The sequence below is a fragment of the Kineococcus aridisoli genome, from assembly GCF_050871885.1.
Classification (GTDB): Bacteria; Actinomycetota; Actinomycetes; order Actinomycetales; family Kineococcaceae; genus Kineococcus.
On sequence record NZ_JBJLSF010000042.1, the window covers coordinates 1 to 13,227 of the forward strand.

Here is a 13,227-nt window from a genome sequence, read left to right on the forward strand (position 1 = left end):
CGGGGTGCCGGCACCCCGGCACCCCGGCAGCTTGCCTGCGCTTACACGGGCGTGTCGTTTCGGCGTCCACGGATCCACCAGGCCAGCAGGTAGAAGCCGGCCATGCCGAGGAGCAGGGCCAGCAGGGACCATCGCCACCAGGTGCCCCGCTCGGTGGAGATGAGGCTGGACAGTTGCAGCGACCCCATGAGCGTCCACAACAGCCCCAGCAGCAGCGACTGCCCGCGGGTGCGGGTGATGCTCCACCAGGGCTTCTTCTGACGTCTTATCTGATGATTCTGCGTGATGGGCGACGACGAGTGCACGACTGTCACAGACACCTGCCACGGGGGTCTGTCACAGACGGGTACCTGCCACGGGTGCTCACCTGCGCGGCGGAGGGCGGTGTGAGCGGTCATCTTCGATGCGTACCATCGCAGGCCCGGTCGTGGCTTCATCAGCACCTCGGCGACCTCAGTCCCTTCAATGCCTGCACCGGCCAATGCCCGCACCGGTGGTTGCTGACGTCCCAGTGCGTCCCCCGCGATGGTGCGCTCAGCGCTGAGCACACCATCGACCGCAGCCGCACGCGGGCTGCCAGGAGCTCGGGGCTGGGTGGCGGGTGGAGCACTGGGTGGCGGGTGGAGCACTGGGTGGCGGGTGGAGCACCGAGTGGCGGGTGGAGCACCGAGTGGCGGGTGCAGCACCGGGTGGAGTGTCAAGAGGAGCGGCGGGTGTGCAGGTGGCGCGCGGCGGTTCCGCCGGCCGCGACCATGAGGGCGAGCAGCAGCGGGGGCAGGACCAGCCCGGGGGTGAGCAGGACCGCGCTGAAGACCTGCGCCCCGTACTCGGCCAGCTCGCCGGGGTGCGGCAGCAGCAGCCGGAAACCGGCCGCGGAGGTGACGGCGGTGAGGGCGGCGGGCAGGATCCACAACAGTGCCAGGCCGCTGGCCGCGGCGAGGATCCGCCCGAGAGTGCGCACTCCGCTCCACGCGATGACCGCGCCCACGAGGACCGCGGGCAGCCAGTGCTCCAGGGCGTTGATGGCCTGCAGCGCCGCCGGCCCCGGCTGCCCGGGCTGCCGGGGCTGCCCGGACGCCGCGGCGCCGCCGGCGATGGTGAGGGGGACGACGAGGGCGGCCAGCCAGGAGGCGCCGAGGACGGCGGACAGGCTGACGCCGATCACTACCGCGGCGCGGGAGGCGGCCAGCAGCAGGCGCAGCACCAGCAGCCCGGCCGCGAGCGCGACGGCGAGCGCGGCCAGCAGCGCGGCCAGGTAGAGGGCGGAGGCGGGGCGGGTGCTGAGCCCGGCGGCGACGGTGAGCGTGGTCTGCGCCGCTGCCAGCAGGTGCACCCCGAGCGTCCCGGCGGCCAGGGCCAGCATCGAGCGTCGGGGCCAGCGCAGCCGGGTGGTGCGCGCCAGCAGGCGGGCGAGCAGGCCGGCGAGGGCGAAAGCGGTGACGAGCAGGCCCAGCAGCTGGGTGAGGGCGTACTGGCTGAAGGGCAGCAGCACCCGGGGCATGTCGGCGGGGGCGGTGGCCTCGCGCCACAGGTTCTGCAGCGGCAGGCGGGTGCCGGTGGCCAGCCAGGGCAGCAGCCCGAGCAGGGCGGCGAGGGCGCCGAGGCTGGCCCAGGTCAGCAGGCTGGTGCGCCGCAGCAGGTCCGCGGTCGTGCTCGAAGGCGAGGACGCGGGTGACGTCGTGGCCGGTGCCGTGGTGGCGGCGTCTGCGAGGCCGGCCGCGCCCACGCCGCCCTCCTCCCGGTGATCGTCGGGACGGTGCTCATGGGCGCGGTGGCGCGGCGCAGGTGCAGCACCATCGCCGGCGCGGTCGTCGGAGGAGCTCACTCCCTCACGATGCACGCGGCGCACAGCTGCCGTGCCGTGCTCATCGAAACCATGCCGGATTCGCCCGGATGGAGCACCGCCTGCTCACCGACGGCGCCGCAGCCAGCGGCGCCGCAGCCAGCGGTACCGGGTACGACGGTGCCGGTGGCTGCTTACGCTGGTCTGGTGGCTGATGCTGTGTATCTGATGACGCCGGCGCAGCGGCGAGCGGCCCGGCAGGGGTGGGCGAGGGTGGATGCCGCGACGCGCCGGCGGGCGGTGCAGCGCGCTGAGCAGGGTCTGCCGGCGGAGCAGGAGCCGGTGGCGGCGGCGGCCGCCGAGTACGGGCGTTACCTGCTGCACGTGGGCGTCTCCAACCGGTTGCCGCGCTGGCTGCAGCCGGCGGTGGGCGCTGTGGTGGCGGTGGTGGGAGTGCTGCTGCTGGTCGGGGTGCTGGCGGTGCCGGGCCGAGTGGGCGGCGGAGTCATCTTCACCGTCGGTGGGCTGCTGGTGGTGGCGCTGGGGCTGCTGGGGTGGGCGCAGCGCAAGGCCGCTCACCTGCTGGTGGCCGCCAACGCAGCCGCCGCGGATGGCGAGGCCGGGCGCTGAGGGGCGGGAGGTGCGGGCTGCGTGTGCCCGGCCGGCGCCACGAGCAGGTGCGCCTTCTGCACCAGAGGCTGGAAGGCCTGCTCCCACTCTCCGAGTCCCACTCGCCGAGCCGCGGTGCACCCGTGCCTGTTGCGGGAGGAGCAGGGGGCGCCGCGCTCAGCATGCTCGGGCCGGCCGGCGTGCGCGTCTGGGCCAGCTGGAGGCGCTGCAGCGGTGATGGGTGCTGGGTCAGCCAGGGGGGCAGCCGTCACCGCCGTCACCGGGTGTGTTATGAGCCGCCTGCGCCATCGTCGTGCTGGTCGTACCCGTCCCGATCGGCCGGGCGATCGGCCGGGCGATTGGTCGGGCGATTGGCCGGCGGACTCGTCGCTGGCTCAGCCGATGCCCGAGGGCCCGTGTCGTGAGCGCCCATGTCCTGCGCCCATGTCCTGCGCCCATGTCCTGAGCGCCGGTGCCTTCGCGCCAGCGTTGCAGCGCATCGGCCAGGCGCTGCGCCTCCTGCGCCGGCATGCCGGTCAACGGCAGTGTTCGTGGCAGCGCCCGCGGCAGTGCTCGTGGCAGCGCCCGCGGCAGTGCTCGAAGCCGCGTTCGCGGCTGTGCGCGCGGTCGTGTTCGTGGTTGTGTGTGTGCAGCACCGCTGGGTGGGCGGGTGCTGATGGTGCTGTGCTCCTGCCAGCGCCCCTGCACCTGCACGGCCTCGACCTGGCTCCAGGACAGCACGGGGCCACCGGCGAGGAAGCGCCGAACGCGCAGACCCTGCTCGCTGAGGAAGATGGCCGGTGGGCGCCACAGGTGGAAGCTGAGAGCGAGCGCGTAGAACGTCAGCCACATCAGCGCGGTGCCCACCTGGAACCAGTCGTCGGCGCTCACCAGGCTGAGCAGCGCCCCGGCGCTCGCGAGGGCGAAGGCGATCAGGATGACGCGGCTCAGCCCCCTGCCCAGCCGCACGCTGTAGGTGCTCTGCAACCCGCTCAGGTCAGGACCACCGCCGCAAGCGCTTTGCCGGTGCTCGCCGTCACGGCCGTGCGGGCCGTCGGAATCTTGCGGGTCGTGCTGGGCCTGCTGCGGTGTCACCTTCTCCCTCTCCCTGCCGGTGCCGACGGCTCAGTGCAGGGCGCCGGTCAGTGCGCCGAGGAGCACGCCGGCTCCGGCGATGGTGAAGAAGATGCCGGCGGTGGCCATCAGCGCGGGCGTCTGGTGGCGGCCGCGGGCGGCTTGGGCGGCGCGGGAGATCCGCTCGCGGAAGCGGACGAAGCAGATGCCCATGACGATGGCCAGCGGTCCCCACACGAGGGCGGCGATCTGTCCTTGGCTCATCGCCCCACCGTGCTGGCCGGGTGTCGCCGCGGCAAGCAGAGGTGCTTGCGCTCAGCGGTGCATCACCTGTTCGGGCTAGCCGCACCCCCAAGCAGGGCGTCATCTCGGCAGGAGCCCGCCATCGCACCAACGACCGGAGCCGGCGGATCGGATGAGCGGTAGATCGCGGTGCTCGGGGACGTCAGCGGGTCAGGCGTCAGCGCTCCGGTCGGCGGTGCACCACCGGCCGCCGCTGCCGCGAGCGCGCCCAGCCTTCCGAGCACGGCCATGATCACTGCTGCGGGTACAGCATCTTTGGAAGGGCTGCGTCGCTGGAAGGGCTGAGTCGTCGGTGAGGCGCCTGCCGGCGCAACCGATCGTGCTGTGCTTCGTCAGGGAAGGCACAGGATGTGCAGGCCGTACGTGGCGAGCAGCGGGTCGAGCGGGCGCTGGCATCGCCGGCACCGAGGACGGGACTGTTCGCTGGCTGCTGTTGCTGCTGTCGCCTGCGTTGTTGCCGTCGCCTGCGTTGCTGCTGAGGAGGTTGGTTGTGGTGAATGCGCGGCAGCTCCCGTGTGGTGCAGCGGCTGCTCGGGCTGTTGCTCGTGGTTTTGCTTGCGGGGTTGCTCAAGGTGCTGGGTGGTGTGCGAGAGGGGGGAGGTGTCGGGCTGTCCTGCCGCTCGTGCTGGCGGTCGTGCTGGCGGTCGTGCTGCCCCTCGTGGTGCGGGCGGTGCGGGTGGTGCGGCGTTTCGGGCCGGTGGGTTCGATGGGGTGGGTGGCGGTGGATTGTCCAGGTCGCCGAGCACGGTGACCCGCAGGATGCGCCGGGGGTCTGCTGGATCATGGTGCAGCTGCACGTAGCGGTGCAGCTGCAGGTGCTGCAGCCAGCCGAGGAGGGCCAGCGCCCGAAACCGTGGCGCCTTGCGGTTGTGCTCGATGCCTTCGGCGGCGATGCAGCGGTAGGCATCGGCGATGGTGAACCAGCACCCGGCCTTGCGCCAGATGAAGGCGGCGTAGATGGCGGCGCGCCAGTGCTCCGGTGGGGCGTAGAGGCCGCCTTCACCGCCCAGGCGCACGCTCAGCAGGAAGGGGATGGTGCCGTCGTAGCGGGCCAGGACGCGCTGCTTGAGGGCGGAGGTGTCCCAGGCCTGCTGCTGGTGTTCGCGCTGCTGCTGCACCCACCGGGCGAGCTCATCGGCCCGTACCTGCGCGCGTGCTTCACGAGCGCGGCGGGCTTCGGCTTCGGCGGCGGCCCGGGCTCGGTCGATGGCCTGGCGTGCGGCGTTGACCGAGGTCAGCAGCCGCTCGCTGTGGTGCAGGCGCTGCAGCGTGGGAGTGCTCAGGCCGTCGGGGGTGAGGGTGCACGTGGTCAGTGGATCGGCGTGGAAGGCGGCTCGCTCCTGGTGAGGGTCGGGTGGCACGTGGAAGCGGGTGTCGGTGGCGAAGCTGTCGCCGTGCTCGTCGCCGTAGGAGCCGTCGCGGACGCGGTGGGGTGAGGTGCTGGTGGAGGCGGTGCCTATGCCGGCGCCTTCACCCCAGACCGGGTTGATCCACAGCATCGGGACGCCGGCCTGGGTCATCGCGGCGTGCAGGTCGCTCAGTGCGATGAGACCGTCGGCGGCACCGTCTGGCTCCCACGAGTGAGCGCGGGCTCGGCGCAGGTGCTTGCCCTGGTGGCCGAGCAGCCACACCGCGGTGATGCCCTGCTCTTGGTAGGAGGCGTGCCGGGTTCGCCACTGCTCCACGCTGAGGGCGGCGTACTGCACCTCCAGGGCCACCTGCCGCCCGTTGGGCCAGGTGACCATGACGTCGGCGACCCGCGTGCGATCAGCGCTGGCCTGCTCAGCTACGGCGGTGACGCCCTGGTCGCCGAGCGTGTCGTGCACCCAGGCCCGCAGGGCGGCTTTGGCCTGCTGGTGCGCCTCGCCCTCGGCGCTGTGGCCGCCGGAGCCGGCGTGGTGGGAGAAGCCGTCGCGGCGCCTTGGGTGGCGGGCCACGGTGGTCAGGCGAGGATCGCTGCACTCGGGCATGAAGCACTCCAGGTGCTCCTTGGCCCACGACCTCACCTTCTTCGCGTCACCGTCGGCGAGGCGGTACAGGGCGCCGTCGCTCTTGCGGCGTGCCCACACCAGGCACCGCTCGCCGTCCTGGAAGGCCGCGAGGAGCTGGGGGTCGTGGCGGGCCGAGGGCACCCTCGATCAGTCGGCTTCCACGACAAGCTCCTGAACATCGGTTGCCTCATCGTGATCAAGAAGCCCGGCGCGATCAGGGAGTCTGGGGTACGCCTCAGCCGGCGCTGACCGCGTGGCCTGCTCTCCTTCGCGTGAAGCCAGCGCCGACGCCTTCTGGCCGCGTGCTTGAAGGTTGGACGTTCTGAGGGGTCTAAGACGTGAGGTAGCTGCCCACTGGATGCCCGTCCGGCGCTCGCGGATCGGCGCGCTCGTGAACTATCGGCTCGCTGCCGGCGAGCGCGGGCGCGGCCGCCTGGGCTGCCTGTCTGGCGAGCGTCACCTCGATTTCGTGACCGCGCCCCAAAGCGGACGGTGAGCTGACAGGATCGTGCAGTGACCGTGACGTCCCTCACCCGCGGCGGCAACCAGGAGCTGCCCGCACACGTGTGCCGCGCCGGATACCTCGATGTCCAAGCTGCCTGGCCACTGTCGGCCGGCGCCGACGCGCTGGATGTCGCCGTGGTCGCCGCCACCGCAGCCGGCAAGGTCCGCTCGGATGAGGACTTCATCTTCTTCAACCAGCCCAAGGGGCTGGAGGGGACAGTCCGGCACCTGGGTCAAGGCCAGGCCGGCTCACGCGCTCACGATGAGGTGCGACTGCGGTTGGCGGCGGTTCCGGCTGACATCGCCGCCCTGCACATCATCCTCAGCGCCGCCGGTGGGGTCATCGGTCCCGTTCCTGATGTGCAGGTGTTGCTGCGTGATGCCGATCAGCAGACGCTGCTGCAGCTGGACATGAGCGGGGCCGGTCCCGAGCCGGCTCTGATCGCGGCCGAGGTCTACCGCCGAGGTGATGGCTGGAAGGTCCGCTGCATCGGACAGGGCTGGGACGATGGCCTGGCCGCGCTGGCGCGTCACTTCGGCATCAGCGTCGACGACGACGGTTCCGGTGACGGCAGCACTAGTGGCAGCTCCAGCGATGAGAGCTCTCATGCTCACGGTGGTCAGGACAGTGGTGGCCCGGTACGTCAGCCCTCCACACACCCCACCGCGACACCGACACCGACGCCTACGCCGACGGCATCGCCGGTGACCGGCCAGCCGGTGCCGCCCGCTGCACCGTCTGGCGGGTCCATGAGTCGACCAGTGCCTTCCCAGCCACCGGCCCCGACCACTCCTGCGGTGCCGCCGCCGGGAGCGTTGCAAGCTGTGCGCTCACGTTGGCTCGGGCGGCGCGGGAGAGCCGACGCCGGCGACCTCGCGGCACAGGTGCGCCAGCAGCAGGCCGCCCTTGAGGCCCTCGCGCAGGAGAACGCAACCTTGCGCGCTGACCTGCAGCGCCTGGGAGCGGGTGATGCCGCCGCACTAGTTCAGGAGATGACCGCCCGGCGTTTGGAAGCGGCGGCGCAGGAGGCCGCCCTGCAGCGCCGCATCCACGCTGCCCGCCAGGAGCTGGAGGTCATCACTCGGGATCTCACTGCCGCCGAGTTCGACCTGGCCCAGGTGCGGGCCACGCTCATCGCCACCGACGAGGAGGCGGTGCTGCAAGAGGTCGGGGTCTACCGCTATGCCCATCCCCTGCAGGACGCCGTGGCCTACAAGGCACGCTTGGTCGACCTGAAGGACCGCATTAAGGTCGCCGTCCGCGCCGACCAGGCGGTGCTGGCCACCACCAACTGGCAGGTCAACGGATCCAGCCGCGATGGGGCGAAGATGGTCAAGGAGACCTCCAAGCTGATGCTGCGCGCCTTCAACGCCGAAGCCGACAACTGCGTGCGGGTGGTGCGCCCGCACACCGTGCACACCGCCGTCCAGCGGCTGGAGAAGGCCGCTCAGACCATCGCCCGTCTGGGCACGATGATGTCCATCCGGGTCAGCGAGCACTACCTGCGTCTGCGGTTGGAAGAGATCCGCCTGACCGCCGACTACCTGGCCAAGGTCGAGGAGGAACGTGAACGGGCTCGTGAGGCCCGCGAGCAGGCTCGCGAAGAGGCCAAGGCGGCCGCGGAGTTCGAACGCGAGAAGGCCCGCCTGCTCAAGGAGCAGGGTCACTACGAGGGAGCTCTGGAGCGGGCAAGGGCCAGCGATGCCTCGCCAGTGGTGATCGCCGAGATCGAAGCGAAGATCGAGAACGTGCAGCAGGCCATCAGCGGGGTCAACACCCGGGAGGCGAACCTGCGCGCAGGTCACGTGTACGTCATCTCCAACATCGGCGCCTTCGGCGAGCGGATGGTCAAGATCGGAATGACCCGCCGGCTGGAGCCGATGGATCGTGTGAGGGAGCTCGGCGATGCCTCGGTGCCCTTCCGCTTCGACGTGCACGCTCTCATCCGCAGCGACGACGCCGTCGCGCTGGAGAGCAAGCTGCACGCCGCTTTCGCCGACCAGCGCGTCAACCGGGTCAACAAGCACCGCGAGTTCTTCTACGTCACCCCTGTGCAGGTGCGCGACCAGCTGGCTCAGATCGCCGGTCAGCACCTGCTGGAGTTCCATGAGCTTCCTGAAGCGTTGGAGTGGCGCGCCAGCGGTGCTCATGCGACCCGTACACCATCACGGGCGAAGTGACACGTGCATGAGCGCTGACTGATAGGCATGCTGATTGCCGGAAAGTGATCACCTGTCACACCGATCCTCCAACGAGATGGCATTGAGCCTTTGTCAGTAGCGGTTCTCGAGACCGCTGAGGACGAGTGCCGTGGCTGCGATTGCAGAGACGCGCCACGGGCAGAAGGTGACGCGGGCAAGGGCTCGCCAGCGGGTCTTGAGGTGGGCGATGCCGTGCTCGACGAACGCGCGGTTGGCGTTGATGTAAGAGTTTCAGCCTTGGGTGCTGGGGTCGAGGATCTGCCCGCCGCTGGGGCGACGGACGGGGACGCGGATGCCCGCACCGGCGCCGGTATAGGCCTTGTCGGCGAGGGTGGGCACGCCCTGGCGGGCGGCGGCGTACAGCGCCGGCAGGGCGTGAACGCGAGCCGCAGTGAGGTCGTGGGTGCTGCCCGGCTCTACGGGTGAAACCCACAACGGCCTGCCGTCGGGATCGCAGACGACTTGGACAAGACCACCGTGGCGTCGGTACTTACCGGAGTACTAGAGGTCCCGCCTTCCTCCGGGGTCGTGGACGCGGTCGGTGGCGATGAGCGTCCCATCCAGCAGCAGGTGCTCGATGTTTTGTTCCACGGCTGCTGCGATGACTTCAGGCAAGTCCGGGGCTTGGGCGGCGAGCACGTCGATGGCCTCATGCAGATAGCGATAGGCGGTCTTGAGACTGACGTCGTTGTCGCGGGCCAGGTCGCGCACGGCGGCGCGCTGGCGCATGAACCGCAGCAGGAGCACCGCTTGGGCGAAGCACCCAAGCAGTCGCCGTCCTCGGCGGGTACCGATCCGGGCACGGTGGCCCAGCAGCAAGCGGGCGATGGTCTGGGCGAGGTCGCGGGAGACGTCCAGGCTGGCGCGGTAAGAGAGCACGTAGGGTCCTGACAGGCGTGGTGGTTCAGCTGGGTTGCTTCATCGTGACCGGCCAGGCCTCACGTGCTCCACTGCCTCCGACTCAGGGTGTCACCTGCTGAGCGCGCTATTCCTGACACGGTCAAATGAGAGGCCTGTTGGTGACGGGGCCGGGATACTGCCTTGGTGACCGACTCTGCCGCCCCTAACCTGCTGAGGCCTCATGCCCTGATGCCCGGGGATCTCGTCGCCATCTCAGCGCTGTCCGGGCCACTTGATGCCAGGTGGCAGCAGGAGGCGGGCCTCGAGCGGGCGGTGGGCATCCTCAAGGGGATGGGCTTTCGCGTACGTGTCTCGCTACTGCTTGCGCCGGGCCAGCAGCACTGGTGGAGCGCGGCGACACCGGCGGAGATTGCCCGGGAGCTCAACAACCTGCTGCGCGACCCCGAGGTGCGCGCGATCATCGGGCACGACGGCGGCCAGACGGCGTTCGGCTACCTCGACCTGATCGACTTCGACGCGATCCGCGCCGACCCCAAGCCGATCCTCGGTTACAGCGACATCGCGCTGCTGCACCTGGTCCTCTATTCGCGCACCGGTCTCGTCGGATTCCACGCCGACTTGGCCACCCCCGGCTTCGGCGGCGCGTGGCAGGCCGTGCCCCCAGCGCGCCGGGCGCAGCTCGAAGACCTGTACACCAGGCTGCTGACCAGCCCGGAGCCGCTCGGGGCGCTACCCACCACCTCGTCGTGGGAGTGCTGGCGGCCTGGCCGCGCGGAGGGCCCCCTAGTCGGCGGGGTCATCAACCGCATCGCGCTGGTGCAGGCGACGCGCTACGCGCTGCCGCCGGAGCGCTTCGACGGCGCGGTGCTGTTCTGGGAGGAGATGGGCGGCCAGGCCGCGTACGTGTGGAGCTACCTGCACGTCCTGCGCCACTCCGGCATCCTCGATCGAATCGCCGGCATGGTCGTGGGTGTCCCGCACGCGATTGACGGGCTCGGCGGACCTGGTGGGTCCGGCACGGGCCCGACTCTGTCCGAGATCGTGCTCGATGTACTCGGCGACCGTGACATCCCGGTGCTGGGTGGCGTCGAGTTCGGCCACGCCGGCGCCAACCTGCCGATGCCGGTCGGCATCCGCGTCGCCCTTGACGCACAGCAGCGGACGCTGTCGCTGCTGGAACCGGCGGTACGTGCGCACGCGAGGCTGAGACCAGTCGACTGAGCAACGCAGATACCTACGCTTTGGTCACTTGCGGCCGGTTGCTACTGACAAAGCCTCGATGTGTTGGGTGGGGTCGCTGTCCCCGCCTCGACAACATCATAATAGCACCCTAACGATAAACCGGCAAGCTTTACTCCTGTCGTCAAGTCGCAGGTGGTGTGACGCTGTTTCGGACCCAGATCACCGGCAGAATCAAGTTGGGATGCCTGGACCACACGCCGAACAAGCGATGCCGTCCACCGTTAGCGCACTGCTTCTCAGACACTTGTGGGGGGTTTTCAAGCCAGTGCTTAATCAGATTCCACTCTGCGGTTCTCTGCTTACCATCACTCCAGAGTGGGGTCAGTTGCACCCAAGGTGATGACTGCTCTTCTGGGTTATCGTACGAAACCTCGCCACGGTAAAGACGTTGGCCGACATCTTGAACTGTCTGTCCGACCAACTTCCAGTCAACCAAGTGCTTATCTGGATGCCTTACGTTCCTGTCCAATATGTCAGGATCAATGAGAGCCCAGGGGAGCTGCTGGGAATGCGCAGGTTGCATATCCCTAAAGTGGGGGACCATTAGTTGCCATCTGGGCTTTTCAATGTCATCCATGTGTCAACTAGCTCCCTGCAAGCGGTAACGCTACTTGTTAGCCGCGTCCGGTAGTCGATCGGGCCGATCGGATGCTGATGAAGAGCTGACGGTGGCATCGCCCACAACTCTCGCCTGCAGTTGGCTCAAGAGTCGATACCGGGGAATGGATCTGCTAGTACGAGCCTATGTCACCACTGCATCCAAGACGGTGCTTCGGTTGGAGGTTCGGGCCGTGTCGGTAGGTCATTTTCAGGACCAATGACTTGCGAAACGCGGATGGATCGGTTGACGACGGGCACCTCCAGCGTGCCAGTCATCACTGTGTCGAGTGACAACGTGCGGATCGTATAGTCAAGTCCTAGCGGCGACGTATCCCCAGGTGCAATGAACAGGTGAAAGTCCGTGGAAATTCCGCTGTCCTCAACCTGAATAAAATTTCCGAGCTTGAGCTTGATCTCCATCGGAGAACCTTCTTCGCGCACGACCTCCCAGTCCAAGATCGACAGGTCAAGAGGGTCGGCTCTCAGGGACGACCAGTTCACCAAGGCACCCTCGAACAAAGGTTCAAACGGAGTCGGGGCTTCGGGGAGGTCACGCTCCAGCGGCTCATTGGCGGAGTAGGCGGCGATGATGCGTCCGGTGGTGTCGCGAAGCGTCAGCCAGACGTTCTCGAGGTTCTTGGGAACTTGGTTCTGCAGGCGAATGCTTAGCTTGTTCGCCCCGGCGTGAGCCAGCCGCCGAGCTGCCGTGTCCACGAGCACAAGAGCCACCCCAGCCAAGTGTTCCTCGACCTTGGGCGGCCAGCTTGAACGGTTTGACAGGTTGAGTAGGAGGTGGCGGCGCTCAGCGATCCAGCTGGCTACCTCATCCTCGGAACTGTCGAAACCCAAGATTTCGCCCTTGACCTCCACGCCCATTTTGAAGGCAGGCGCGATGTTGAGGCCCCTAAGGCTGCGCTGCTCTAGCGCACGAATCTGACTCGCCGACGCCGGCTTTGACTGCGAGCCGTGTCGGACGAAGATCGACCCTTCGGGAACAAGCTTTGCCCTCTTGTCGTCCTGGTCCTGGTACCCCTTCCAGAGCAGCCAGATGTGGTCACCCCACTTCGGGGGCTCGACCACGACCACCAAGACATGCTTGCCGTCCACGAAGATGAAGCGAGCGTCGTACACCGGGTGCTCCGGCCCTAGATAGGTGTCCAAAGCGTTCACCAGCTTGACCTCGTCGATGAGCTCGACGCCCTGGGGCACCCCGCCGTTCCCGGCCTCGGCTCCAACGATCATGTAGGCCAGACCACCAGCTTTGAGTGCTGCGTGGTCGGGCTGCCGATTGCCCATGGCGAGAATGCAGCGAGCGACGGCGAAAACGCCCTTCGGCTTAGTGAGGTCGAGCGAGCCCTTCCACTCCAGCCAGTCCTTCTCGTCTTCGGGCTCAGCATCCAGGACGGCTCTCACCAGGAGCTCAAGGTCAGCGGGGCCACGCAGTTGGCGGTCGGGGACATTGAGCGTCAAGGCGCAGCCCTTCTGAGGTGAGTACGGACAGCAATTCTACGGTCACCGTGGGCGGGCTGGGGGGTGGTCACCGGGCCCCAGCGGGGGTGTGTGGGCCTCGGGCGGCTGCATAGGGGCTGCGGGGTGCGCTGGTGGGTGCTGCGCTGGTGGGTGCTGTGCGGGTGGGTGCTGTGCGGGTGGGTGCTGTGCGGGTGGGTGCTGTGCGGGTGGGTGCTGTGCGGGTGGGTGCTGTGCGGGTGGGTGCTGTGCGGGTGGATGTCCGCGAGCGCCGGGGGTGTGCGGTTGGGTGCTGGGGCGAGCGCCGGTGCGGTGCGGTGCGTTGCGGTGCGTTGCGGTGCGTTGCGGTGCGTTGGGGTGCGTTGGGGTGCGTTGGGGTGCGTTGGGGTGCGTTGGGGTGCGTTGGGGTGCGTTGCGGTGCGTTGCGGTGCGTTGCGCTGGGGGTGCTGCTCGGGGGAGAGGTAGGGGGCGGTGCGGCGGCCACTGGAAATAATCAAAATACCCGTGCCGCCACTGCTGCTTATGGTGCTCCCGCTGCTCCATGCGGGTGGTGATTACACAGTAGCGGTAGGGCCGAAACGACTTCCGACG

The 13,227-nt window shown here is 68.8% G+C and carries 9 protein-coding genes and 1 pseudogene; 3 read left to right on the forward strand and 7 right to left on the reverse strand.

The window, feature by feature from the left end; genetic code table 11:
• Positions 1–41: 41 nt before the first annotated feature.
• Together ACRYM2_RS12835 and ACRYM2_RS12840 are read right to left on the reverse strand one after the other, a co-directional pair.
• Entirely contained in the window at positions 42–314 is a 273-nt protein-coding gene (locus ACRYM2_RS12835) for a hypothetical protein (RefSeq protein WP_432522776.1), read from the reverse strand.
• Positions 315–697: 383 nt separating this feature from the next.
• On the reverse strand, positions 698–1,726 hold the full coding sequence (locus ACRYM2_RS12840; RefSeq protein ID WP_432522777.1) for a hypothetical protein: 1,029 nt from the start codon (positions 1,724–1,726) through the stop codon (positions 698–700).
• Between the two features lie 15 nt (positions 1,727–1,741).
• On the opposite strand from ACRYM2_RS12840, the gene ACRYM2_RS12845 reads away from it, so the two are divergent.
• Positions 1,742–2,413: a hypothetical protein gene (locus ACRYM2_RS12845; RefSeq protein WP_432522778.1), complete on the forward strand. Its 672-nt coding sequence runs from the start codon at positions 1,742–1,744 to the stop codon at positions 2,411–2,413.
• 228 nt (positions 2,414–2,641) lie between these two features.
• Here ACRYM2_RS12845 and ACRYM2_RS12850 read toward each other — a convergent pair whose 3' ends face one another.
• The 3 genes from ACRYM2_RS12850 to ACRYM2_RS12860 form a co-directional block, all read right to left on the reverse strand.
• On the reverse strand, positions 2,642–3,487 hold the full coding sequence (locus ACRYM2_RS12850) for a hypothetical protein (protein ID WP_432522779.1): 846 nt from the start codon (positions 3,485–3,487) through the stop codon (positions 2,642–2,644).
• Between the two features lie 30 nt (positions 3,488–3,517).
• Positions 3,518–3,730 carry a hypothetical protein gene (locus tag ACRYM2_RS12855; RefSeq protein WP_432522780.1) on the reverse strand — a complete coding sequence of 71 codons (213 nt, stop codon included), beginning with the start codon at positions 3,728–3,730 and terminating at the stop codon, positions 3,518–3,520.
• Positions 3,731–4,101: 371 nt separating this feature from the next.
• Entirely contained in the window at positions 4,102–5,739 is a 1,638-nt protein-coding gene (locus ACRYM2_RS12860; protein ID WP_432522781.1) for a competence protein CoiA family protein, read from the reverse strand.
• 534 nt (positions 5,740–6,273) lie between these two features.
• On the opposite strand from ACRYM2_RS12860, the gene ACRYM2_RS12865 reads away from it, so the two are divergent.
• The gene (locus ACRYM2_RS12865) at positions 6,274–8,445 is read left to right on the forward strand and encodes an SNIPE associated domain-containing protein (protein ID WP_432522782.1); all 2,172 of its coding nucleotides are present in this window, start codon (positions 6,274–6,276) and stop codon (positions 8,443–8,445) included.
• Positions 8,446–8,538: 93 nt separating this feature from the next.
• Here the strand turns inward: ACRYM2_RS12865 and ACRYM2_RS12870 are convergent.
• Positions 8,539–9,345, reverse strand: a pseudogene (locus tag ACRYM2_RS12870) (transposase family protein).
• Positions 9,346–9,510: 165 nt separating this feature from the next.
• Between ACRYM2_RS12870 and ACRYM2_RS12875 the strand changes: the two are divergent.
• Entirely contained in the window at positions 9,511–10,548 is a 1,038-nt protein-coding gene (locus tag ACRYM2_RS12875; protein ID WP_432522783.1) for a S66 peptidase family protein, read from the forward strand.
• Positions 10,549–11,316: 768 nt separating this feature from the next.
• On the opposite strand, the gene ACRYM2_RS12880 is transcribed toward ACRYM2_RS12875, so the two are convergent.
• Positions 11,317–12,582: an AlbA family DNA-binding domain-containing protein gene (locus ACRYM2_RS12880; protein ID WP_432522784.1), complete on the reverse strand. Its 1,266-nt coding sequence runs from the start codon at positions 12,580–12,582 to the stop codon at positions 11,317–11,319.
• Positions 12,583–13,227 lie beyond the last annotated feature (645 nt).

Coding starts and splice junctions, on each gene's coding strand:
- ACRYM2_RS12855 (WP_432522780.1), bottom strand. CDS start 3,730: ATGAGCCAAGGACAGATCGCCGCCCTCGTGTGGGGACCGCTGGCCATC.
- ACRYM2_RS12860 (WP_432522781.1), bottom strand. CDS start 5,739: ATGCCCGAGTGCAGCGATCCTCGCCTGACCACCGTGGCCCGCCACCCA.